General features: G+C 53.6%; 19 protein-coding genes and 1 riboswitch. Of the genes, 6 read left to right on the top strand and 13 right to left on the bottom strand.

The features are described 5' to 3' along the window. Positions 1-231: 231 nt before the first annotated feature. Together murI and btuB are read right to left on the bottom strand one after the other, a co-directional pair. A complete protein-coding gene (gene murI, locus HA51_RS15985) occupies positions 232-1,083 on the bottom strand; it encodes a glutamate racemase (RefSeq protein WP_084935613.1) in 852 nt (283 codons plus the stop codon). Further along, entirely contained in the window at positions 1,028-2,899 is a 1,872-nt protein-coding gene (gene btuB, locus HA51_RS15990) for a TonB-dependent vitamin B12 receptor BtuB (RefSeq protein WP_084935614.1), read from the bottom strand. The genes murI and btuB overlap by 56 nt, the downstream gene beginning before the upstream one ends. 70 nt (positions 2,900-2,969) lie before the next feature. After that, positions 2,970-3,150, bottom strand: a riboswitch (cobalamin riboswitch). A gap of 112 nt (positions 3,151-3,262) precedes the next feature. Between btuB and trmA the strand changes: the two genes are divergently transcribed. After that, entirely contained in the window at positions 3,263-4,366 is a 1,104-nt protein-coding gene (gene trmA / locus HA51_RS15995; protein ID WP_084935615.1) for a tRNA (uridine(54)-C5)-methyltransferase TrmA, read from the top strand. Between the two features lie 34 nt (positions 4,367-4,400). On the opposite strand, the gene HA51_RS16000 is transcribed toward trmA, so the two are convergent. Both HA51_RS16000 and fabR read right to left on the bottom strand, forming a co-directional pair. Next, positions 4,401-4,757 carry a YijD family membrane protein gene (locus HA51_RS16000; RefSeq protein WP_084935616.1) on the bottom strand — a complete coding sequence of 119 codons (357 nt, stop codon included), beginning with the start codon at positions 4,755-4,757 and terminating at the stop codon, positions 4,401-4,403. 18 nt (positions 4,758-4,775) lie between these two features. Then, positions 4,776-5,420, bottom strand: coding sequence for an HTH-type transcriptional repressor FabR (gene fabR / locus HA51_RS16005; RefSeq protein WP_034823706.1), 645 nt, complete (start codon positions 5,418-5,420; stop codon positions 4,776-4,778). Positions 5,421-5,612: 192 nt separating this feature from the next. On the opposite strand from fabR, the gene sthA reads away from it, so the two are divergent. Further along, on the top strand, positions 5,613-7,013 hold the full coding sequence (gene sthA, locus HA51_RS16010; protein WP_084935617.1) for a Si-specific NAD(P)(+) transhydrogenase: 1,401 nt from the start codon (positions 5,613-5,615) through the stop codon (positions 7,011-7,013). Here the strand turns inward: sthA and oxyR are convergent. The 5 genes from oxyR to argC form a co-directional block, all read right to left on the bottom strand. Then, positions 6,996-7,913, bottom strand: coding sequence for a DNA-binding transcriptional regulator OxyR (gene oxyR, locus HA51_RS16015; RefSeq protein WP_084935618.1), 918 nt, complete (start codon positions 7,911-7,913; stop codon positions 6,996-6,998). The two genes, sthA and oxyR, sit on opposite strands and share 18 nt — an antisense overlap. A 262-nt stretch (positions 7,914-8,175) precedes the next feature. After that, entirely contained in the window at positions 8,176-9,549 is a 1,374-nt protein-coding gene (gene argH, locus HA51_RS16020) for an argininosuccinate lyase (protein WP_084935619.1), read from the bottom strand. Positions 9,550-9,625: 76 nt separating this feature from the next. Then, the gene (locus tag HA51_RS16025; protein ID WP_084935620.1) at positions 9,626-10,843 is read right to left on the bottom strand and encodes an argininosuccinate synthase; all 1,218 of its coding nucleotides are present in this window, start codon (positions 10,841-10,843) and stop codon (positions 9,626-9,628) included. Between the two features lie 15 nt (positions 10,844-10,858). Further along, a complete protein-coding gene (gene argB, locus HA51_RS16030; protein WP_084935621.1) occupies positions 10,859-11,632 on the bottom strand; it encodes an acetylglutamate kinase in 774 nt (257 codons plus the stop codon). 15 nt (positions 11,633-11,647) lie between these two features. Further along, positions 11,648-12,652: an N-acetyl-gamma-glutamyl-phosphate reductase gene (gene argC, locus HA51_RS16035; RefSeq protein WP_084935622.1), complete on the bottom strand. Its 1,005-nt coding sequence runs from the start codon at positions 12,650-12,652 to the stop codon at positions 11,648-11,650. Positions 12,653-12,821: 169 nt separating this feature from the next. Between argC and argE the strand changes: the two genes are divergently transcribed. Beyond that, the gene (gene argE, locus HA51_RS16040; protein ID WP_084935623.1) at positions 12,822-13,970 is read left to right on the top strand and encodes an acetylornithine deacetylase; all 1,149 of its coding nucleotides are present in this window, start codon (positions 12,822-12,824) and stop codon (positions 13,968-13,970) included. 246 nt (positions 13,971-14,216) lie between these two features. Beyond that, complete coding sequence (ppc, locus tag HA51_RS16045; protein ID WP_084935624.1) at positions 14,217-16,868, top strand: phosphoenolpyruvate carboxylase; 2,652 nt, start codon at positions 14,217-14,219, stop codon at positions 16,866-16,868. A 476-nt stretch (positions 16,869-17,344) separates the two neighbouring features. On the opposite strand, the gene metF is transcribed toward ppc, so the two are convergent. The 3 genes from metF to metB form a co-directional block, all read right to left on the bottom strand. Further along, complete coding sequence (gene metF / locus HA51_RS16055) at positions 17,345-18,241, bottom strand: methylenetetrahydrofolate reductase (RefSeq protein WP_084935626.1); 897 nt, start codon at positions 18,239-18,241, stop codon at positions 17,345-17,347. 215 nt (positions 18,242-18,456) lie between these two features. Beyond that, positions 18,457-20,889 (bottom strand): bifunctional aspartate kinase/homoserine dehydrogenase II, encoded by a 2,433-nt coding sequence (locus HA51_RS16060; RefSeq protein WP_084935627.1) that lies wholly within the window; start codon positions 20,887-20,889, stop codon positions 18,457-18,459. A 2-nt stretch (positions 20,890-20,891) separates the two neighbouring features. Continuing rightward, on the bottom strand, positions 20,892-22,052 hold the full coding sequence (gene metB, locus HA51_RS16065; protein ID WP_084935628.1) for a cystathionine gamma-synthase: 1,161 nt from the start codon (positions 22,050-22,052) through the stop codon (positions 20,892-20,894). A gap of 277 nt (positions 22,053-22,329) precedes the next feature. Between metB and metJ the strand changes: the two genes are divergently transcribed. Further along, the gene (gene metJ / locus HA51_RS16070) at positions 22,330-22,647 is read left to right on the top strand and encodes a met regulon transcriptional regulator MetJ (RefSeq protein ID WP_034823729.1); all 318 of its coding nucleotides are present in this window, start codon (positions 22,330-22,332) and stop codon (positions 22,645-22,647) included. 76 nt (positions 22,648-22,723) lie between these two features. Here the strand turns inward: metJ and rpmE are convergent, their stop codons facing one another. Further along, positions 22,724-22,939 (bottom strand): 50S ribosomal protein L31, encoded by a 216-nt coding sequence (gene rpmE / locus HA51_RS16075; protein ID WP_084935629.1) that lies wholly within the window; start codon positions 22,937-22,939, stop codon positions 22,724-22,726. A gap of 221 nt (positions 22,940-23,160) precedes the next feature. Here rpmE and priA point away from each other — a divergent pair, with 221 nt between their 5' ends. Further along, positions 23,161-25,359 carry a primosomal protein N' gene (gene priA, locus HA51_RS16080; protein ID WP_084935630.1) on the top strand — a complete coding sequence of 733 codons (2,199 nt, stop codon included), beginning with the start codon at positions 23,161-23,163 and terminating at the stop codon, positions 25,357-25,359. Positions 25,360-25,372 lie beyond the last annotated feature (13 nt).

Genomic DNA, 25,372 nt, shown 5'->3' on the forward strand with positions numbered 1-25,372 from the left:
ATGCCGCGATTTCTCTAGCGGCGCGGGATGCGTATATTACGCTTTCCGCATTCTCAGTCAAGCATTTATTTTTGCTTTTCTGAAGGTTGCCTTGAAGACTACCTCCTGAACACTTCGCTTCGTAAGCCGTTGTTCCGTGTCAGTGGAGGCGCAGTATAGGGATTTCTTTTGGGCTGACAAGTGCTAATTACAAATTAAATTCTGAGTGTTGTTTTTTTCGACGAAACCCCACTAAATCGCCAGTTTTTCCAGCAGCGGGAAGCCATAACGCTGTAGAACTGGTGATAATTGCATCACCTCATCATCCATACGGGTGCAAAATGCCATATTTTGACCAGAAGAAACTGCATGAGGCGATTCATGCTCTAAAAGCCATACCGTACGACGAGCAATAGCCGCGCCTGAATCCACTAAACGTGTGCCTTCAGGCAACACCATTTGAAGCTCATCGCGTAATAGAGGGAAATGCGTGCACCCTAATACCACCGTGTCAGGTGGTTCTTTCATGCGCAGCCAAGGTTGTACAGCGCGACGCACATCATCCAACTTAACCTCTTCACCATGCAGCTTCGCTTCCGCCAGCTCTACCAGTTCAGCAGAACCCAGCATTTCGATTTTGCACTCGCGCGCAAACTGCGCCACCAGCTCATGAGTATAAGGACGTTTTACCGTGCCGCGTGTCGCCAACAATCCCACGACACCATTACGCGTGAGGCGCGCAGCTGGTTTGATCGCCGGCACAACACCGACAACCGGAAACTCGAATCGCTCACGCAATGCAGGTAAAGAAACGGTGCTGGCAGAGTTACAGGCGATAATCACTAATGCCAGTGGATAGCGCTGAGTAATCGCATCAACGACGGCAACCACTCGCTCGACAATAAAGTCTTCGGTTTTTTCGCCGTAAGGGAAACCTTCATTATCGAAGGCATACAAATAGTGAAGATCCGGCAATAACTGCCGGACCTCATCATGGACCGAGAGCCCACCGACGCCAGAGTCAAATACCAGCACGGTGGGACGCAGATCAGAAGCTGTAGCTGGCGCTGAGGTAGTACTCCGTTCCTGGAGTTTGATAGCCATACACTGTCTCGTAGTCTTTATCGAACAGGTTGGCAATTCTACCACGAACGGTGAGTTGTGATGTGACCGGATACGACACTGCGAGATCCCACAAGCTTACACCGCCCAATTTCACACGCTGCGGAGTATATGAGTGGTTATAGTCGTTATCGTAGCGGTCGCCGAGATAGTGATAGGTCACAGACCAGTCAAAATTATAAATTGTCCAGTCGAGTTGGTATTTCACTTGTTGCTTAGCACGGCGCACCAGCTGCTGATTGGTCTCAGCATCGCGTGCATCAACATAGTCATAAGAGATTTGATGGCTCAGCGGGCCGGTATCAAAGGACGCTGTGGCTTCTACCCCTTTAATACGTGCTTTGTCGATATTGTAGTAAACGTAGGTGCTTGGGTCGCTATCGATCAGGTTGTCGATATCATTGCGGTAACCCGATACACGCCAGTTTACCGGGCCCGTCAGGCCTTCAAAACCCCCTTCCCACTGCTTGCTCTTCTCAGGCTTCAAATCTGGATTGCCGTAGGTCTGGCTGTAGAGTTGTCCCAGATTCGGCGATTTAAATGCCGTGCCATAAGAAGCGAAGACACTGTAGCCGTCAACAAACTCCCACGCGGCGCTACTTTGCCAGGTGTTGTGCCAGCCAAACGCATCATTGTCATCGCCACGCACTGCCCCTTCCAGCGTTACGCTGCCGAACTGCTGCTGCGCAGTGGCATAAATACCTGTATTACGTTGTTCCTGGCCTTGAATAGTGGAGTTCGTACCCGGTTCCGAAGTCTGTTTCTGCCAGTCCACGCCACCACTGATTGCACCGTGTCCAACCTGTACAGTATTGCCCCACTGCAGGTTGTACTGCTGCACATCATTTAATGAGGCAGTCGCATCGTATTTACCGAGCTGCGGGCTGTAGTTGTAATCTTTGGTGTGGCTGTAGCTGGCGATCAGCTGGGAAGAGTAAATGCCCTGATTGAAGCGCAGACCCGTATCCCAGGTTTGGCTGTAAAGCTGGCGAGTATCGACAAAGGTGTTTGGCTCTACGTAGGTTGGATAACCATCGTAAGCGGTACGGTTGTCAAAGCCATAACCGCGGACGAAGCCGCTGAAATCATCGCTGAACTGATGCTCCAACGATCCATACAACGTTTTACTCATAAAACCATCACGGTCTTTCTGTGCTGGGTCACCGTAGACGTCAGGCAAGTTTGCCACGACATCGTAGCCTTTAGTGTAAGTATAGTTACCCGCCATGGTGAGCTTAGTGGCATCGCCCAACATCTGCTGCGTGGAGCCATCATAGCTTTGGTAGCCGTTTGAACCGACACCCGCCGTTAAAGTCGTACCTGGTTTATCACGACCGGTAATGATGTTAACCACGCCACCAATCGCATCCGAGCCATACACCGCAGAACGTGCGCCCCGGATATATTCGATGCGCTGCACCAGTGACAGCGGAATCTGGCTTAGATCAGATGAACCAGAAATACCCGCCTGATTGAGGCGAACGCCGTCAATTAATATCAGCACATGACTGGAGTTAGTACCACGGATAAACATCGAGCTGGATTGACCGAGGCCACCGTTCTGCGCGATATCCACGCCCGGCAAACGGCGCATCACATCAGTCAGGCTTTTGGCCTGCCAGCGATCTATCTCATCACGAGTGACAATGGTCGTCGGGGCCAGCACCGATGAAACTGGCTGGGCGAAACGGTTAGCGGTGACGATTTGCGTATCATCATCCTGAGCGTAGCCATACGCAGCCCAGAGTGAAAGCGCCGTTGCACTGAAGGCACACAGCGTAGTTTTGCTTTTATTCATTGTTGTAAGCATCCAAAAGACGAAGCAGGATGCCGCAGGCCTACAACCGATAGCACGCGATGGTTGTAGTGATTGCGACGACACACCGGCAGGTCTTCGGGCTGAGAATCATAAATGGTGAAAAACTTCCCATCCCGCAGGACAGTGTTTGTGGATACGACCACCATGACATTCTTTTACCGCTGCGCGTCAGCTCCAGATTCACACTGGATTCCCTTTTAACTCAAGGAGGCCGGCTGTCGCAGTCTACGGTTAAGAAGGCCGGGAATCCAGACTGCTCGCCATCATCTTTGCACAGAACTGGACATCAGCAGGTGAATGCCTACAATCGCCCGGCAAGTAGGCTTATTACCAGGATGAACGATGACACCCGAACAACTCCCAATTGAACAATACGACGCGCAACTGGCCGAAAAAGTCAGCCGTTTACAGGCGATGATGTCTCCCTTTGCGGCGCCTGACGTGGAGGTGTTCCGCTCACCGGTTAGTCACTATCGCATGCGCGCCGAATTCCGCATCTGGCATGATGGCGACGATCTTTACCACATCATCTTTGATCAAGAGACCAAGCAGCGCATCCGTGTGGATCAATTCCCTGCGGCGAGTGAATTGATCAATCAGTTGATGCCAAAACTGATCGACGCGATCCGTGATAACCAAGCGCTGCGTTTCAAGCTTTTCCAGATCGACTACCTGTCAACCATGAGCAATCAGATTGTGATCTCGCTGCTTTACCACCGCAAGCTGGAAGCGGAGTGGACAGAAGCCGCCACAATACTGCGTGACAAGCTGCGCGCCGAAGGTATTGATGTACAGCTGATTGGTCGTGCGACCAAAACTAAAATCTGCCTTGACCGAGACTACGTCGATGAATGCCTGCCCGTAGCGGGTAAAGAGATGATTTACCGTCAGGTAGAGAACAGTTTCACCCAGCCTAATGCGGCGATGAATATTCAAATGCTGGAATGGGCGTTGGATGTGACCAAAGGTTCACGTGGCGACCTCTTGGAACTTTATTGCGGGAACGGCAATTTCTCGCTGGCGCTGGCACGCAACTTCCATCGCGTACTGGCGACGGAAATTGCGAAACCTTCGGTAGCATCAGCGCAGTACAACATTGCAGCCAACCATATCGATAACGTGCAGATTATCCGTATGGCAGCAGAAGAGTTTACCCAGGCAATGAATGGCGTACGCAGCTTCAACCGCTTAGAAGGTATCGACCTGAAGAGCTATCAGTGCGAGACCATCTTTGTTGATCCGCCGCGCAGTGGATTAGATGAGGAAACCGTGAAGATGGTGCAGGCGTATCCACGCATCCTTTATATCTCCTGTAATCCGCAAACCCTGTGCGATAACCTCGCCACACTGTGTGAAACGCATGAGGTGTCGCGGCTGGCACTGTTCGACCAGTTCCCGTATACCCATCACATGGAATGCGGCGTCTGGCTGACGCGCAAAGCATAAACAAAAAGGGAACCTCGCGGTTCCCCTTTTTATATCAGTTCTTACTCTTTGCCCGGCGGAAGCGGGTAGCAATCCAGAACACCAGCGCCACCATCAGAATGGTCGGGATGAAGTTGGAACCGATATCCGGATACTCGGCACGTACCAGCGCGCTATACACCAGAATGCCCAGCAGGAAAAATGCCGCCGCCAGCGAAGGCATGCCATCGGGCATATTTCGGTTGAGATAACGCTGATGCAGGCACCAGGCCGCTAAGCCTAGCGCAATCAATGGGAAAATCGAAAAGGGTACAAAAGTACTGAACAGCACCGAAAAGGAGCCGTTGATAGCTAAACCGGTGATAAAAGCCAGTAACAGCGTTCCTTTATCGCGAGGGTTTTGCTCGATCATTTCATTATCCTTATCACATTACTCTTCGGGTTTTTCCAAGGTAACCGCCAAGCGTTCCTGCTCCCGGCGATACCAGTAATAAGCACCTTTGGCGATCATGCGTAATTGCAGCACCAGACGATCTTCCAATTTGCGACGTTGTTCGATGTCTACATCCAGCGCTTCCGCACCCGCACTGAACACTATCGTGACCATCGCTTCGGCTTGCGCTTCAGTGAAGCTGCGCGGCATGCGATTTTCCAGCTCAAGATAATCGGCTAATTCGGCGATAAAATGTTGGATTTCACGTGCAACTGCGGCACGAAACGCGGCGGAGGTTCCGGAGCGCTCGCGTAGTAAGAGACGAAAAGCGTTGGGATTGTTCCCGATAAATTCCATAAAAGTGGAAACCGATGTCTTGATGATGCTGCCGCCCTTCGCGATGCGCTGGCGTGCCTGACGCATCAGCTGGCGCAACATCAGGCCGCTTTCATCGACCATGGTCAGACCCAGTTCATCCACATCTTTAAAGTGACGATAAAATGAGGTAGGTGCAATTCCGGCTTCACGCGCAACTTCACGCAAACTCAGGCTGGCAAAACTCCTTTCTGCACTTAACTGACTGAAGGCTGCTTCAATCAGCGTACGTCTTGTACGTTCTTTCTGTTGCGCCCTAACGCCCATTGTTCCGGCCTTTTGAGTGATCTGAAGGGCACTATAACAAAATTTTCAGCGTACAGTGGGGCAAACTTGTGAACGTCTGTGAACCTCACGCTTTGTCAAAACTGAGCATTTTTCGCTGTTAGAATTCAGAAGTGCGCGGCGAGATGTTAGAATCTCGTTGTAAAAATGTATAGAAACATAGGACGTACTGGTATGCAAAAGTCTTACGATTACGATGCCATTGTGATTGGCTCCGGTCCGGGCGGCGAAGGTGCGGCAATGGGCCTGGTAAAGCAGGGAGCGCGCATTGCAGTGATCGAACGCTACCATAACATCGGCGGCGGTTGTACTCACTGGGGAACCATCCCTTCAAAAGCTTTGCGTCACGCTGTTAGCCGTATTATCGAGTTCAATCAAAACCCCCTTTATAGCGACCACACCCGACTCCTGCGCTCTTCATTTGCTGACATCCTGAATCACACTGAAAACGTTATCAGTCAGCAAACTGCGATGCGTCAGGGTTTTTATGAGCGCAACCGCTGCGAGCTTTATCAAGGCGATGCGCATTTTGTTGATGCCAACACCATTGAAGTGGAGCAACCGGACGGCACCCGCGAGCGCTTAACCGCAGAAAAATTCGTGATTGCATGCGGTTCACGTCCGTACCACCCTGCAGACGTCGACTTTACGCATCCACGTATTTACGACTCCGACTCCATTCTCAATCTGCATCATGAACCCGGCCACGTGATTATTTATGGCGCCGGTGTGATTGGTTGCGAATACGCGTCGATTTTCCGCGGCCTCAACGTCAAAGTTGATCTGATTAACACCCGCGATCGTCTGTTGGCCTTCCTCGACCAGGAAATGTCAGACTCGCTCTCCTATCACTTCTGGAACAGCGGCGTAGTGATTCGTCACAATGAAGAGTTCGAGAAGATTGAAGGGGTGAGCGATGGCGTGATCATGCACCTGAAGTCGGGCAAAAAAGTGAAAGCGGATTGCCTGCTGTACGCCAACGGCCGTACCGGTAACACCGATTCACTGGCGCTGGAAAATGTCGGGCTTGAAGCTGATGGTCGTGGTCTGTTGAAAGTGAACAGCATGTACCAGACTGCCCAGCCGCACATTTATGCCGTGGGTGACGTAATTGGTTATCCGAGCCTGGCATCTGCCGCATACGATCAGGGCCGTATTGCCGCACAAGCGATCATCAAAGGTGAAGCCTCCGCCCATCTGATCGAGGATATTCCTACCGGGATTTATACTATTCCGGAGATCAGCTCAGTGGGTAAAACCGAGCAGCAGCTGACCGCGATGAAAGTGCCTTACGAAGTGGGTCGTGCTCAGTTCAAACATCTGGCGCGTGCGCAGATTGTGGGGATGCACGTGGGCAGTCTGAAAATCCTGTTCCATCGCGAAACCAAAGAGATTTTGGGCATTCACTGCTTTGGCGAGCGTGCGGCGGAGATTATTCACATCGGCCAGGCCATCATGGAGCAGAAGAACGGCGGCAACACGATTGAGTACTTCGTGAATACCACCTTCAACTATCCGACAATGGCCGAGGCTTATCGTGTGGCCGCGTTGAACGGTTTAAACCGCCTGTTTTAACGAGGTGTCCAGATAACCCTTCATATGGGTTTTAATTGCTTCTGCCAGCTGCTCATAGCGGCTGCGCAGAGGTGATCCTGGACGATACACCAAAGCAATCGTGCGCTGTGGTACCGGCTTGTAACATGGCAAATAACACACGCCATCACGCACACGCTCCTTCGGCACCGCCAACGATGGCAGCAAAGTAATACCGCTTCCTGCCGCAACCATATTACGCAGCGTTTCCAGACTGGTTGCGCGGAAATGAGTATCTTCATCCGCACCCGCTTCAAAGCAGAAGCCCATTGCCTGATCGCGCAAGCAGTGACCATCTTCCAACATCAGCAGCTTTTCACCGGCCAGATCCGACATCGGCACACGATCGCGATCGTGCCATGGGTGATCTTTATAGATCGCCAGCTTCATCGGCTCGTCAAACAGCGGTACCTCAATAAAGGCTTCGCTCTCTTTCACCAGCGCCAGAATCGCACAATCCAGTTTGCCACTGTCGAGCTGTGCCAGCAGTTGCTGCGTCTGTGCTTCGTGCAGGTACATTTCGAGTTTAGGGAACGTTTGATGCAGCATTGGAATAATCTGCGGCAGCAAATACGGGCCAGTAGTCGGAATCAGACCAATATGCAGCGGTCCGGACATCGCTTCGCCCTGTTGGCTCGCCATCTCCTTCAGCACTTTGACTTCACGCAGCACAGTTCGCGCCTGATCCACCAGCAACAGTCCAGCTTGGGTAAATAACACCTTACGGCTGGTACGCTCCAGCAGCATCACACCGAGCTCATCTTCCAGCTTACGAATCTGCCCGCTTAAGGTAGGTTGGCTGACATGACAAGCATCAGCTGCACGCCGGAAATGGCGATGCTCCGCAAGCGAAACCAGATACTCCAGATCACGAATGTTCATTGATTTCCTCCAAACCACGATAGCCCGTGGCGATAGATAGAATAGCAATGAACGATTAGCCTATCAAGCGATAGACGGGAATAATACCGGCCATAGCAAGCAATGTTGAAAATGAAGTTGAGATGACATCGAGCATCACCTGCAATGAGCTCGAAAAATCATAGTGTTGGCCGGGAGTGCCAGCCCTTGATGATGTGCCTATAACAATATGTATTTCTGAAGCTAGAGGTTGGCGGGCTACCGAAAAGGAGCCCGCTTTTTTTTACGCCAAACGCTTTTTCGCTTCAGCGATGGCAAATGCCACCTGCTGTGGTGACACGCCACCTTGCGCATTGCGCTTGTCGAGGCAGGATTGCAGCGACAGAATCGGATAAACGTCATCCTCAATCACCGCACTGAACTGCTTCAATTGCGCCAGGCTTAACGCTTCCAGCGCCACGCCCTGCTTGATCGCTTCAATCACGGTTTCACCGACAATGTGGTGCGCTTCACGGAATGGGACACCCTTCGCGACCAGATAATCCGCCAGTTCGGTGGAGTTGGCGTAACCCTGCTCGGCCGCTTCCTGGCAGCGTGGGCGTTTTACCTGAATGCCATCCAGCACCAGTACCGACATGTGCAGACAGTCGACCCAAGTATCAAGCGCATCGAACAGGCCTTCTTTGTCTTCCTGCATGTCTTTGTTGTAGGCCAGCGGCAAGCCTTTCAACGTCATCATCATGCCGGTCAGTGCACCCTGTACACGACCACATTTGCCGCGAATCAGCTCCAGTGCATCTGGGTTTTTCTTCTGTGGCATCAGTGAAGAACCTGAGGTGACCTTGTCGGACAGCTCGAGGAAACCGGCTTCTCCGGTGTTGAAGAAGATCAAATCTTCAGCAAAGCGCGACAGGTGTACCATACCGATTGACGCATCTGACAGCAGTTCCAGCACGTGGTCACGATCCGATACGGTATCAAGACTGTTGCGTGTGGCAGACGCGAAGCCTAACCAGCCCGCCAGCTGCTGACGGTCGATTTCGTACGCGGTACCCGCCAGCGCGCCACAACCCAGTGGACTCACATCAAGACGCTTCAGGGTGTCCTGCAGACGGCTCTCATCACGCGCCAGCATTTCTACATAGGCGAGGCACCAGTGAGCAAACGTCACCGGCTGTGCACGTTGCAGGTGCGTATAGCCCGGCATCACTGCATCCTGATTAGCTTCTGCGGTAGCAACCAGTGCAGATTGCAGCTCACGCGTCGCGTCCAGCAATACTACAACCTGCTCTTTGCACCACAGTTTCAGATCGGTAGCGACCTGATCGTTACGGCTACGGCCTGTGTGCAGTTTTTTGCCCAAGGCACCCACTTTGTCGATCAGCTTGCCCTCGACCCAGCTATGGATATCTTCGGCATCGCTTTGCAGAATCTGCTCTGGATTGGCGCGCACTTCTGCCAGCAGTTCATTCAATGCGGCTTCCAACTGCTGCTGCTCATCGCTGCTCAATACATTGACGGTCACCAGCGCTTTAGACCACGCAATCGAACCGGTGATGTCTTGCTCTGCCAGACGATAATCAAAACGCAATGAGTCGTTGAACTGTTTGAACCGTTGGTCTGCTGCCTGCGAAAAACGTCCGCCCCAAAGTGCCATCTGCTTTACTCCTGAATGCTGTTATAGAAAGGGCGGCCCGAAGCCGCCCTTGCAAAATGTGTTATCTGCTGCGGTGTTACTTCTTCTGCTCGTTCAATGCACGAATGCGTGAAGAGAGAGAGAACAGACGGATGAAGCCGCCCGCATGGCTGTGGTCGTACACTTCGTCTTCGCCAAATGTCGCGAACTCTTCCGAGTACATGCTGTTAGCTGAAGTTTTCTGCGTAGCGATAGCCTGGCCTTTATACAGCTGCAGCACCACTTCACCGTTCACGTCTTCTGCCAGTGATTCGGCAGCAGCTTGGATAGATTTACGCAGCGGCGCGAACCAGCGACCGTCGTAAACCACGTAAGACATTTCATGGCCCAACTGCTCACGCCATTTGAAGCTATCACGATCCAGTACCAACTGCTCAACCGCACGCAGCGCGTTGACCATGATGGTGCCGCCAGGGGTTTCGTAGCAGCCACGAGATTTGATACCGACCAGACGGTTTTCCACGATGTCGATACGGCCCACGCCGTGTTTCGCACCCAGCACGTTCAGTTTTTCCAGACACTGGAACGGGCTCAGCTTCTCGCCGTTTACCGCAACCACACGACCTTTCTCAACGGTCACGGTGACGTTCTCAGGCTGATCTGGCGCTTCCAGTGGGTCAACGGTCCACACCCAGCAATCTTTGTTCGGTGCATTTGCTGGGCTTTCCAGCACGCCACCTTCGGTAGAGATATGCCACGCGTTCTCATCACGGCTGTAGATTTTTTCCAGCGACGCAGTGGTCGGGATGTTGCGCTCTTTCAGGTAGTCCAGCAGCGCTTCACGTGAACGCAGATCCCACTCACGCCATGGCGCAACCACTTTCAACTGTGGAGCCAGTGCGGTGTAGGTGGTTTCGAAACGCACCTGGTCATTACCTTTACCGGTCGCACCGTGGCACAGCGCATCTGCGCCCACTTTCAGCGCCAGCTCAACCTGCGCTTTTGCGATGATAGGACGCGCCATTGAGGTACCCAGCAGGTAAGTGCCTTCGTACAGCGCACCGGTCTGCAGTACCGGGTAAACGTATTCACTGATGAATTCTTCACGCAGGTCAGCCACGTGACACTCAGATGCACCAGACTGTAGCGCCTTCTTCTCAACGCCTTCCAGATCGGCTGGATCCTGACCAATGTTGGCCACGAAAGCGACCACTTCACAGCCACCGTAGTTCTCTTTCAACCATGGAATGATGGCTGAAGTATCCAGACCGCCTGAATAGGCCAGAACGATTTTCTTGATGTTTTGCGTGCTCATGTCTTAAATCCTTGATTATGCGAGAATCCGGGTGCCAATAGACACGCCGTTGAAAAGGGTTGGCAGCTGTTCAGCATGGCGCCAGCTGGCGATATCGACCGGGCGACCTAATGTACGCGCTGCATCGAGTGCCGCGTTAACTTTAACGATCATGCCATCAGTGATAATGCCCTGATCGATCAGCTGCTGTGCTTTCTCGGCCGTCATCTCTTCGATGCGCTGACCTTTGCCATCGAGAATACCGCTAACATCTGACAGCAGCACTAAATCAGCACCGATGGTCGCCGCCAGCGCGGTCGCCGCCTGGTCAGCGTTGACGTTCATCAGCTCGCCGCCATCGGTAATACCGATTGAGCTGATCACCGGCATATATCCGGCGCTCAGTAAGGTGTTCACCAGCGCAGCATTGCCCGGTGTGGCATTGCCCACATGGCCAAGTTCTTCGTCGAACTGCGCCACATTCACCAAGCCTGCATCGCCAAGGCACAAGCCCACCGCACCGATGCCGTATTTCTTCGCCCAAGCCAGCAGCGTTTTGTTCGCTGTGCCCGCTAAGGCACCGGTAATAATGTCAATCTGATCGGCCGGCGTCACGCGTAAACCGTTCTTCTTTTTCACTGGCAGTGCGAGCTTCTTCATCAACTCGTCAACCAGGCAGCCGCCGCCGTGCACAATGATCAGCGGGCGCTGATACTCATTGCGGTAGGCCAGCAGTGCATCAAACAGACGAGCCAGCGCTTCTTCGCTATCCAGCAGTACGCCGCCCAGTTTAATGATCAATGGATTCATTGCAGTTTCCGTCCGTTAAATCAGTGACAGCGTTTCGGGGAAGCCGAAACGAATGTTTAAGCATTGAACCGCCTGCGAAGAGGCACCTTTCAATAGGTTGTCTTCGGCAGCGACCACGATCAGGTGTTCACCCTGCATCGCAAAGCCGATGTCGCAGAATGGCTGGCCGACCACCGCTTTGAGTGCCGGTACACCTTTGTCATACACGCGCACCAACGGTTTGTCGTGGTACGCCTTGTGGAAAGCATCCGCCACATCTTGCTGCGTCACACCCGCTTTCAGGCGGCAGGTGGTGGTGGACAGAATTCCGCGTGGGAAGCTGCCCAGATGTGGGGTGAAGATCACGGGCGTACCGAGATGCGCCACGATTTCAGGATGATGACGATGATTGAACAGGCCATACGGCTGCAGGCTCACTTCACAGAAGCTGGTACCGACATTGGCTTTACGCCCTGCGCCGCTCACGCCGCTGGTGGCATTAATCACCGGCCATTGTGCATCGTTAAGCAAACCGGCTTCGATCAGCGGCTTCAATGACAATTGTGCAGCCGTTGGGTAGCAACCTGGCACAGCAACCAGCTGTGCATCTTTAATCTTGTCGTGCTGCCATTCGGCCAAACCATAGACGGCTTTATCCAGCCAATCCTGATGTTGATGGCTGAAACCATAATACTGGGTATAGAAGGCATCGTCGTTGACGCGGAACGCACCGGAAAGGTCGAACACCACGCAGCCCGCTTTAAGGAATTCAGGCGCCAGATCGTGGCTCACTTCATGGGCGGTACACAGGAATACCACATCAACTTTATCGGCCCATTCGGCGGCATCGCTCAGTGGCTGCAGAGGCATATCCACAATGCCTTTGAGCTGCGGATGCAAATCCGACAGTAATTTTCCGGCATCCGGGCTTTGCGCTGAAACCGCCAAAGCGGTTATGTTCATATGCGGATGGCGATTCAGGTAGGTGGCAAGCTCTACGCCAGCATAACCACTGGCACCAACGATCAGCGTATTCAACATCAGGCTGTATACCTTATTACAGTCACACATTCCGGGTCGCGGCCTTGCCCCGTTGCCCACGATGCCGTTTGCAGAAGATTTCATCCTTCACAAGCAAGCGACGTTATTGTATTTTTATTCACTATTAATGCATGAATATTGATACATCCTAACCCAAGGACCGTCAACAGTGAAGACAAAATTACCACCTTTTATCGAACTCTACCGCCAGTTGATTGCCACACCATCGATCAGCGCTACCGACAGCGCGATGGATCAGAGCAATGAAACTTTAATCAATTTACTGGCAAGCTGGTTCCGCGATTTGGGCTTCAGTGTTGAGGTGCAACCGGTGCCTGGCACACGCCATAAATTCAACATGCTGGCGCGCAGCGGATTGGGTGCGGGCGGCCTGCTGCTAGCCGGTCATACCGACACCGTTCCTTACGATGATGGCCGCTGGACGCGTGATCCTTTCACCCTGACTGAACACGACAACAAGCTATACGGTTTAGGTACCGCAGACATGAAAGGCTTCTTTGCCTTTATTCTGGATGCGCTGCGTGACGTTGACGTGACCAAACTCAGCAAGCCGCTGTATATCCTCGCCACCGCCGACGAAGAAACTACCATGGCCGGTGCGAAATATTTTTCAGAAACCACCCAGCTGCGCCCGGATTGCGCCATCATCGGTGAGCCAACGTCACTGAAACCTGTGCGTGCGCATAAAGGCCACCTGTCACATGCCATCCGCATTCAGGGCCAGTCTGGTCACTCCAGCGATCCCGCGCGCGGTGTAAACGCCATTGAATTGATGCATGAGTCGATTACTCACTTGATGCAGCTGCGTAACACGCTGAAAGAGCGTTACAACCATGATGGTTTCGCTATCCCCTATCCGACCATGAACTTTGGCCACATTCACGGTGGCGATGCAGCGAACCGTATTTGCGCCTGTTGCGAATTACATATGGATATTCGTCCGCTGCCGGGATTAACCCTGAGCGATCTGGACGGCCTGCTGAACGAAGCGCTGGCGCCAGTGAGCGAGCGTTGGCCGGGGCGTTTAACGGTTGGTGAGTTACATCCACCGATTCCTGGCTACGAATGTCCGGCCGATCATGAATTGGTGAAAGTGGTGGAGAAACTGCTGGGTGTGCCGACTGAAGTGGTGAACTATTGCACCGAAGCGCCTTTTATCCAGCAATTGTGTCCAACCCTGGTATTAGGACCAGGATCGATCAATCAAGCCCACCAACCTGATGAGTTTATTGATACCGCATTTATTAAGCCAACTCATGCGCTTATCACGCAGGTTGTGCAGCATTTTTGTCGCTGATGAATAATGGATGGGGCAATTCACTGTGAAAACAGCAAATTGCCCGGTCATTGTTCGGGATTTGATAATAAGAATAACTTATCTCGCTTCACCTCAAGTTAATTCTATGAATTTCCGTGAGTTAGCAGCGAATTATTGTCAATTTAAGTCAATTGACGAACAGTCAGAACCATGGCTAGATAAAAGACGATGTTATGCCCGTTGGGTGTAAGGGTACTTTCAAGACGATAAGGGTGTCAGGGTCAAATGAACGAACAATATTCCGCAATGCGAAGTAATGTCAGTATGCTCGGCAAACTGCTCGGGGATACGATTAAGGATGCACTGGGAGAGAACATTCTCGACAAGGTGGAGACGATCCGTAAGCTCTCTAAGTCATCCCGCGCAGGCAATGACACCGATCGTAAGGAACTGCTGCACACGCTGCAAAACCTGTCTAATGACGAGTTACTGCCTGTTGCACGTGCCTTTAGCCAGTTCCTCAACCTGACCAACGTGGCCGAACAGTACCAGACCATTTCCCGCAGCGGCGATGGCGCAAATAACCCTGAGCTGTTGAAAAAAACCTTTGAGCACCTCAAGCAGCAAGGCGATCTGAGCGAAGCGGCTATTCGTAAAGCCATTGAATCACTGTCGCTGGAGCTGGTGCTGACTGCGCACCCAACCGAAATTACGCGCCGTACGCTGATCCATATGCTGGGCGAAGTTAACAGCTGCTTGCAGCAACTCGACCACAGCGACATCTCCGATTATGAGCGCACGCAGGTGATGCGCCGCTTGCGTCAACTGGTGGCACAAGCCTGGCATACCGATGAAATCCGTAAGTATCGCCCAACGCCTATTGATGAAGCGAAATGGGGGTTTGCCGTGGTTGAAAACAGCCTGTGGCAAGGCGTACCTGCTTTCCTGCGTGAGCTGAACGAACAAGTCGAAGAGACCTTTGGCATCAAACTGCCTGTGGATTTTGTGCCGGTGCAATTCACCTCATGGATGGGCGGTGACCGCGACGGTAACCCGAACGTGACTGCGCCTATCACGCGCCACGCGATGCAACTGAGCCGCTGGAAAGCCGCCGATCTGTTCCTGCGTGATGTCGGTGTGCTGATCTCAGAGCTGTCGATGGCAGAATGCAACGACGAAGTCCGTGAACTCTGTGGCGATCCTGAAGCCATGGAACCTTATCGCATGATCCTGAAGCGCATCCGCAGCCAGCTGATGACCACCCAAGCCTATCTGGGCCGTCGTTTGAAAGGCGAGCGCCTGCCGCGCCCTGCCGATCTGCTGGTCTCCAACGATCAGCTGTGGCAGCCGCTGTTCGCTATCTATCAATCGCTGCAGCAGTGCGGCATGGGCATTGTCGCCAACGGTCAATTACTGGATACGTTGCGCCGCGTGAAGTGCTTTGGTGTGCCACTGGTGCGCATCGATATTCGTCAGGAAAGCACACGCCATACTGAAGCCATTGCGGAAGTCACGCGTTACCTCGGCCTTGGTGATTATGAAAGCTGGTCAGAAGCCGATAAGCAGGCATTCCTGATCCGTGAACTGAATTCCAAGCGTCCGCTACTGCCACATCAATGGGAGCCAAGCGACAACACCCGTGAAGTGTTGGATACCTGTAAAGTGGTGGCCGAAGCGCCACAAGGTTCCATCGCTTCCTACGTGATTTCGATGGCCAAAACACCATCAGACGTGCTGGCGGTTCATCTGCTGCTGAAAGAAGCGGGCATTCCTTATGCAATGCCAGTTGCACCGCTGTTCGAAACGCTCGACGATTTGAACAACGCCAATGACGTGATGACGCAGTTGCTGAATATCGACTGGTATCGCGGTTTCATCAACGGCAAACAGATGGTGATGATTGGCTATTCCGACTCAGCGAAAGATGCCGGTGTGATGGCGGCGAGCTGGGCGCAATACGAAGCACAAGATGCGCTGATCAAAACCTGTGAAAAAGCGGGCATCACCCTGACGCTGTTCCACGGACGCGGTGGTTCGATTGGCCGTGGCGGCGCACCTGCGCACGCAGCACTGCTGTCGCAACCGCCGGGCAGCCTGAAAGGCGGCCTGCGCGTCACCGAACAGGGCGAGATGATTCGCTTCAAGTACGGTTTGCCAGAAGTCACCATCGCCAGCTTGTCTCTTTATACCGGCGCGATTCTCGAAGCCAACCTGATGCCACCACCAGAACCTAAGCGCGAGTGGAAGGAGATCATGAACGGTCTGTCTGCCCATTCCTGCGCCATGTATCGCGGTTATGTGCGTGAAAATCCGGACTTCGTGCCGTACTTCCGTTCGGCAACGCCAGAGCAGGAGTTGGGCAAATTGCCGCTCGGTTCGCGCCCGGCGAAGCGTCGTCCAACCGGTGGTGTTGAATCACTGCGCGCGATTCCATGGATCTTTGCCTGGACACAGAACCGCCTGATGCTGCCTGCGTGGCTCGGTGCCGGTGCCGCGTTGCAGAAAGCGATGGATGAAGGTCATCAGGATCAGTTAGAAGCGATGTGCAGCGAGTGGCCGTTCTTCGCCACGCGTCTGGGCATGCTGGAGATGGTATTCTCGAAAGCCGACTTGTGGCTGGCGGAATACTACGATCAGCGTCTGGTGGATAAATCATTGTGGCCGCTGGGCCAGCAGCTGCGCGATCAACTGGCTGCCGATATCAAAGCCGTGCTGACCATCGCCAACGATGCGCACTTAATGGCTGACCAGCCGTGGATTGCCGAGTCGATCGCACTGCGTAATGTCTACACCGATCCGCTCAACGTGCTGCAGGCAGAACTGCTGCATCGTGCGCGTGCGCAGGAAGCGCGTGGTGACGAACCGGATGCGCGTGTTGAACAAGCGCTGATGGTGACCATTGCGGGTGTCGCGGCGGGTATGCGTAATACTGGCTAGTTGCGGGAAACGCTAATCATGAAGGGGCCAATGTGCCCCTTTTTTCATGGGCGGTGCGCGTCGCGGGAAGAGGCGACAAATTACGTAAAGTCGCTGTCTCGTCCCTGATCGCTTAGCGGGCGCCATAAATGGCGCCCCTACGAAGTTCAGCATGGTTTTCGTAAGGTGCGAGAGGCCCAGCATGGTTTTCGTGGGGTGCGCGAGGTTCAGCATGGTTTTCGTAGGGTGCGAGAGGTTCAGCATGGTTTTCGTAGGGTGTGCGAGGTTCAGCATGGTTTTCGTAGGGTGCGAGAGGTTCAGCATTGTTTTCGTAGGGTGCGCGAAGTTCAGCATGGTTTTCGTGGGGTGCGCGAGGTTCAGCGTGGTTTTCGTAGGGTACGCATTCATGCGTACCGGGTTCAATACGCACTCATTGGCTTAAGTGCGCGGCATTAGGGCGCTTTGGCCCCACTTCTTCATAATTCCATTTTAGCTAATCAGGCCGAGGCAGGCGGACGCACACCCAGCGTGTGGCAGATCGCGTAGCTTAGTTCTGCACGGTTCAGCGTATAGAAGTGGAAATCCTTTACCCCTTCACGCGACAGGATTTTCACCATGTCCATCGCGATATTGGCGCCGACCATTTTGCGCGTTTCTGCATCGTTATCCAGACCTTCGAACATCGTGTTCATCCAGCCCGGCACACGCACATTAGTCATGGTGGCGAAGCGCTGTAGCTGTTTGAAGTTCGATACCGGCAGAATTCCCGGAACGATTTCTACATCAATGCCTGCCGCGACGCAGCGGTCACGGAAGCGCAGGTAACTTTCAACATCGAAGAAAAACTGCGTAATGGCGCGATTGGCACCGGCATCAACTTTACGTTTCAGGTTGATCAAATCCGCCTGCGCGCTTTTCGCTTCAGGATGCACTTCCGGATAAGCCGCTACTGAGATATCAAAATCGCCCACTTCTTTCAGCAATTCGACCAAATCAGCACCGTACATCTCTGGCTTGCCACTGCCGGGCGGTAAATCGCCGCGCAGGGCCACGATGTGGCGAATGCCGTTTTCCCAGTAGTCACGGGCAATACCGCGCAGCTCATCACGTGTCGCATCAATACAGGTCAGATGCGGAGCCGCTTCCAGACCGGTGCGATCTTTAATGCCTTTAATGATGCTATGCGTACGATCGCGCTCGCCAGAGTTCGCACCGTATGTCACGGAAAGGAATTTCGGTTTCAGGATGCTCAGCCGATCGATTGAACTCCACAGGGTTTCTTCCATTTCACTGGTGCGCGGCGGGAAAAATTCAAAAGAGACGTTAATTTGCCCGTTCAGCTCAGCCAGGCTTTGGTTCAACGCTTCGCGCTGATTGGCGTGAAAGAAACTCATCCAGATTACCTCGTCGTCACATATCGATTAACTTGCGGCCTGTGAACATCCATACGTTTAGACGTCCAGATGCTCAAAATGAACTATTCGCGCGTTAGCGTCAACTTAAAATTAATGTACAGGCGTGACAAATATTCAACCAGGTTGAAAGTGTTTCATGCAAACCGAAGGGATAAAAGCGCAGACGGCGGGCACCGTCTGCGCTGCAAGGCAGGTTACAGCAGCTGTGCGAGGCGATTAATATCCGACTGCAGCGCACCGGCGGTCACATCGCGGCCTGCTCCAGGCCCACGGATCACCAACGGGTTATCACGATACCAACGGCTCTCGATAGCAAAGACGTTATCGCACGGCAGCAGTGACGCAAGCGGATGTTCCGGACGCACCGCTTCCACACCGACACGCGCTTTGCCATTCGCATCAAACCGTGCCACATAACGCAGCACCAGGCCCATCTCTTGTGCCGCTTCGTAGCGTTCGAGCATCTGCGTATTCAGCTCGTCGGCATTCTCGAAGAAATGGTCGATCGACTCATCTTCACAGTCTGACGGCACTAACGACTCCACACGTACCTGATCCGGTTCGATGTCATAACCCGCTTCACGCGCCAGAATCACCAGTTTACGCATCACGTCCTGGCCAGATAAATCCACGCGCGGATCTGGCTCGGTGAGGCCTTGCTGCCATGCCTGATCCACCAGCTCACTGAACGGCACCGTGCCATCAAACTGCAGGAATAGCCAGGACAGCGTCCCGGAGAAGATACCGCTGATGGACAGAATACTGTCACCGCTCTCGCGCAAATCGCGCACCGTATGATTCACAGGTAATCCCGCACCCACAGTGGCGTTGTACAGCCAGTGGCGTCCGGTTTTCGCAAACGCATCACGAATTTGACGCCAGCTCTGGCTGCTTGATGCGCCCGCCACTTTGTTTGCGCTGATGACATGGAAACCGTGACTGGCGAAATCAAGATACTGTTGCGCCAGTGGAGCGCTGGCGGTCACATCCAGCACCACCAAGTCATCGAACGGATGTGCACGCATCCACAAGAACAGCGACTCTTCATCGCGCGCCTCAGCTTCGTCGTCAAAGAAGGCCAGTGCACGGCTAGCATCCACCCCTTCATAGCTCAGTAGGCTACGGCTGCTGTCTACTACGCCTGCCAAGACATATTCAAAACCGGTGCGTGCCGACAATCCTTCCTGTTCACGCGCAAACAGTTCCAGCCAGCGTGAACCGATGTTACCTTTGCCGAACAACATCAACCCAATACGTTTTTCCGCACGGAACAGGGACTGATGCAGTCCCTGAATCAAATGCTGCGTCGGGCCAACGCGCAACACAGCAACGATGCTGATGTGGTCTTCCGATTGCCAGACAAATTCAACGGGCTGATCTTTGATTTGCTGCCAGAAACGATGGCTGTGCAGTGGATTGCGCGTAACACCTGCACCTACCAGCGCCACCAGCGCTAAGCCATCACGCAATTGCAGATGGCCCGGCAGCGCAGCGTCCTGCAACAGACTGAATGCGCTGTTCACCACTTCCGAGGTGTAGCAAAGCTGTAGCAGACGACGATCGGGATGAACACCCATGGCAAGCGGACGCAGCTGCGCCCGTTTCAACAGCAGATCGATCTCTTTCTGCTGCGTTTTAAAATCGTGATTGTCCGGTATCTGAATCTCTATCAGACACACATCGTCGTGGCTGGTCACAATACGCGCACCCGTGCCCGAAGCCAGCACGCGTTCAATGCGCGTGGAGCCTTGCTCGGGTTGGTAACTACAACGCAATTGCAGATCGATATCGCTGTTGGAGACGGGTTGTAGCGTGCGGGTATGCAGCACCGGTGCAGCCAGACGCGCCAGCTCACTGGCTTCATCGAGACGCAGCAGCGGCAAAAGACACGCATCCGAAACCTTACGGGGATCAGCGCTGTAAACACCCGCCACATCACTCCAGATCGTCACACGACCGACACCCGCCAACGCACCAATCTGGGTGGCTGAGTAATCCGAACCATTACGACCTAACAACACGGTTTCACCCGCATCACTCCGGCTGATAAAGCCCGTCACGACCAAACGCTTATGCGGATGCTGTGCTAACAGCGCCTGCAACAGCGGCCAGGATTTTCCTTCATCAACCTGTGGCTGGGCAGCACGCTCGGCACGCAGAAAATCACGTGCATCTAACCATGCCGCTTCAATATCTCGCTGGCTCAATACCGCAGCCATTAATCGCGCCGACCAGATTTCACCGTGGCCCACGACTTCGGCATAGACTGCATCCGAAATGACGCCATCAAGCAGCACTGCCAGCCGCTCCAGATCGCGGATAAATGCGGCTGTCAGGGTTTCAGCAAATTCAGCAGGCAATAACGCAGCGATCAGCTCGCTGTGATAGCGCCGTAATGCTTGTTGCACCTGATGAGCAGATAAGCGATCGCTTTGGCTCAGCTTGAGCCAGCTAATCAGCTGATTGGTGGTGCTGCCCGCGGCAGAAACCACCATTAAGTCGCCTGGCTGGCTGTAATCCGCCATGATGCTGGCGACGCGTTGATAGCAACGGGCATCGGCCAGGCTACTGCCACCAAATTTATGCAACTGCTTGTTAGGCGTTCCCGCGCCTGCTGAACTCGTCATGCTTACTCCTCGGCTGCGATCCGGAATGCATTATCCAGATCGGCGATTAAATCTTCGTGATCTTCAATTCCGACAGAAATACGCAGCAGCGTTTCCGAAATACCCGCTGCCGCACGTGCTTCAGCAGACATGCCTGCGTGTGTCATCGTGGCAGTGTGCGAAATCAGACTCTCAACGCCACCCAGCGATTCCGCCAAGGTGAACAACTGCAGCGCTTTCAGGAAGCGGCGCAGACGTGCTTCATCAGCGTCGAGTTCAAAGCTGAGCATCGCACCAAAGCCACGTTGTTGACGCACCGCATACTCATGTCCGGCATTTTCCGGCAGAGACGGATGATACAGTTTTTTGACCAGCGGTTGTTGCTTTAGGTAATCAACAATCGCCAGTGCATTACGTTGTGCTGCCGCCATACGCGGAGCCAGCGTGCGCAAACCACGTAGCAACAGGTAGCTATCAAACGCTGCGCCGGTTACACCAATATTATTGGCCCACCAGGCAAGTTCTGTCGCCATCGCTGGGTCTTTAGAAATCACCGTTCCTGCCACCACATCAGAGTGGCCATTCAGGTATTTGGTACAGGAGTGGAGCACCAGATCGGCACCCAGCGCCAGCGGGTTTTGCAATGCCGGGCTCAGGAAAGTGTTATCCACCACACTGATTGCACCCGCTTCACGTGCCGCCTGGCAAATACCGGCGATATCCACCACGCGCAGCAGTGGGTTACTTGGGCTTTCAATTAACACCAGCTTGGGTTTCTCTGCCAGTGCTGCCGCCAATGCGGCTTTATCACCCTGATCGACAAACTTCACGCGATAGGCTCCGCGCTTGCTCATGCTATCGAACAGGCGATAGCTGCCGCCGTAACAGTCATGTGGAGCGACCAACAGATCGCCCGGCTTCAGGAACACGGTGGTCACCAGATGAATCGCTGACATCCCGGTGTTGGTCAGTACCGCCCCTGCCCCCCCTTCCAGCTCCGCCAGCGCGCGCTGTACCACATCGCGCGTTGGATTCCCGCGACGTGAATAGTCATGTGCACGCGGCTCATTAAAGTCGAGGAAGTTATAGGTGCTGGAGAGATGAATCGGTGGGACAACGCAGCCATATTGCTCGTCATCATTCAAACCGCTGCGCACTGCGATGGTTGCCTGTTTACGCGTCATGGTGCTTACTGTTCCTGAAGAGTAATAAGAAGTGGCAACAGAATAACATTCAGCACATAGACGTCAATACATCTGGACATCTAAATGTCTTTGCGTATAGATTGAGCAAACGGTCAATACCCGCTAAAATTACGCGTCATCGCCTGGTGTTCAGCGCGCTTTCCTGTGAAAAGCGATGTTTAAGCATAAAACCGGCAGTATGAGCGGTCAGGCATCGAAAAATCGGGCATAATCAACGGATTTCCCCATATTCAACTTTTATTGATTAAGGTAACCCATGGCTGAGTGGAACGGCGAATATATCAGCCCTTACGCTGAACACGGTAAGAAGAGCGAGCAGGTTAAGAAGATAACCGTATCTATCCCGCTGAAAGTGCTGAAAATTTTAACGGATGAGCGCACCCGCCGTCAGGTGAACAACCTGCGTCACGCCACAAATAGTGAGTTGCTGTGTGAAGCCTTTTTGCATGCTTTCACCGGGCAGCCTCTGCCGAATGATGTTGATCTGCGCAAAGAACGCAGTGATGAGATTCCGGAAGAAGCCAAACAGATTATGCGTGAGATGGGCATCGATCCCGATACTTGGGAATACTGATTCCAGAAACAAAAAAACCCAGCCGTGGCTGGGTTTTTTCTTGCTTCCGAATCCGAAGATTCGATGGCAAATAATCTTATTTCTTGCTGGTTGGCACGCTGAAACGCTTGTTGAAGCGATCAACACGACCACCTGAATCAACTACACGCTGTTTGCCAGTGTAGAACGGGTGGCATTTGCCGCACACGTCCAGGTTCAGGCTACCGGTCATGGTTGAACGGGTGTTGATCACGTTACCGCAAGAGCAGTTGATGGTCACTGCTTCGTATTTCGGGTGAATACCTTGTTTCATGGGAGAACCTCATAAAAGGCCGTGTCGCTCTCTATGCCAGGCGAACCTGCACAGCACCACACGCGGTTAATAATTAAGTGTATCTCTGACGAGCGATCTCATCAAAGGCGGCATAGTATACAGAAATTGACCAGCTCTGGCAAATCTTAGCCAACCATACCCGGCAATGGTATCAGCGTGTACACTACTTCTCCTTATTACAGAATCGGATAGAGATCGACATGCCCGTTGTTCAGGTTGCCCTGCCCGTTCCGCTGCCTCGCTTGTTTGACTACTTGCTGCCCGCCGATGCGCCGCAGCCCGTTGTCGGCGCGCGCGTCAGTGTTCCGTTTGGCAACCGTAAAATGATTGGCATTGTGGTGAAGAATCAGGAAAGCAGCGATCTGCCTTTGGCGCAGCTGAAGCAGCTTGAGAGTGTGCTAGACGATAAAAGCCTGTTCTCCCCCGCTTTGTGGCGCATCCTCAACTGGGCGGCCGGTTATTATCACTCTCCACTGGGCGAAGTGCTGAACCATGCCTTACCGGTACTGCTGCGTCAGGGAAAACCGGCCCAGGAAGCACCGCTCTGGCAATGGGTGATTAACGAAAGCGGACGCGAAGTGGCGATGGAGAGCCTGAAGCGTGCACCAAAGCAGCAGCAAGCACTGGCCGCCTTGCGCCAGCACCCCCTTTATCGCCATCAGGTTAGCGAACATGACCTGACCGACGCGGCACTGCAATCGCTGCGAGCCAAAGGTTTATGTGATTTGCGCGAACACGCGCCGCAGATGCATGACTGGCGCACCACTTTCGCCGTGAAGGGCGATCGTCTGCGCCTCAATACCGACCAGGCGATGGCGGTGGGCGCGATTCGGAGCGAAGATGAAAGCTATGCCGCCTGGCTTCTGGCCGGTATTACGGGCTCGGGCAAAACAGAGGTCTATCTCAGCGTCTTAGAGAACGTGCTGGCACGCGGTAAACAAGCGCTGGTGCTGGTTCCAGAAATTGGTCTGACACCACAAACTATCGCTCGCTTTCGCGAACGCTTTGATGCCCCCATCGATGTACTGCACTCCGCACTCAATGACAGCGAACGCCTGGCGGTATGGTTACGCGCGCGGAGTGGCGAAACGGCGATCATCATCGGAACACGTTCCGCCTTGTTCACGCCGCTGGCGCGGCCGGGTGTGATCATTATTGATGAAGAGCACGACAGCTCATACAAGCAGCAGGAAGGATGGCGTTATCAGGCGCGTGACTTAGCCGTGTTCCGCGCTCATGAAGAGAACATCCCCATCGTTATGGGCTCCGCTACCCCTGCGCTGGAAACTCTGCACAATGTCCGCGTCGGAAAATATCGCCAGCTCAATCTCACCAAACGTGCCGGTAACGCCAAACCCGCACTGCAGCAGCTCATCGATCTCAAGGGCCAGCAGCTGAAAGGCGGTCTTGCGCCTGCGCTGTTGGGTAAAATGCGCCAGCATTTACAAGCCGATAATCAGGTTTTACTGTTTCTGAACCGTCGTGGATTCTCCCCGGCGTTGATGTGCCACGACTGCGGTTGGTTAGCCGAGTGCCAGCGCTGCGACAGTTATTACACGCTGCATCAGCAGCATCGCCAGTTGCGTTGTCATCATTGCGATAGCCAGCGACCGCTGCCCAATCAGTGTCCGGGTTGCGGCTCGACGCATTTGATGCCGGTCGGTGTCGGCACCGAACAGCTGGAACAACAACTCAGCACCCTTTTCCCCGGCGTACCGGTTTCACGTATTGATCGCGATACCACCAGCCGTAAAGGCGCGCTGGAGCAACATCTTGCTGATGTCCATCGAGGTGGCGCACGCATTCTGGTGGGCACACAGATGCTGGCCAAAGGCCACCATTTCCCTGATGTCACGCTGGTATCCCTACTCGATGTGGATGGCGCCTTGTTCTCCGCTGATTTCCGTGCCGCCGAGCGCTTTGCTCAGCTTTATACCCAAGTGGCGGGCCGTGCAGGACGCGCAGGCAAGCAGGGCGAAGTGCTACTGCAAACGCACCATCCAGAACATCCGTTATTACAGACACTGCTGCATCGCGGTTATTTCGCTTTTGCTGAAGAAACGCTGCTGGAGCGGCAGTCGGTCCAGCTTCCACCCTGGACAAACCATGCACTGTTTCGCGCGGAGGACATGGACAATGCCCAGGCCGCCGAATTCCTGACGCAATTGCGCAATTTACTGGAAGCCAGCCCCTTAAAAGATGAAGCGATGTGGCTGATGGGGCCGGTACCGGCACTGGCACCCAAACGGAGTGGACGCTGGCGCTGGCAACTGCTGTTGCAGCATCCTTCACGCAAACGCCTGCAACAACTGCTCAGCAGTTCGCTACCCCTAATGACTACCTTGCCGGCTGCGCGCAAAGTCAAATGGACGCTGGATATTGATCCCACCGAGAGCTAAGCCGCTCTGCATC

Origin of the sequence: Pantoea rwandensis (assembly GCF_002095475.1) — a bacterium.
Classification (GTDB): Bacteria; Pseudomonadota; Gammaproteobacteria; order Enterobacterales; family Enterobacteriaceae; genus Pantoea; species Pantoea rwandensis.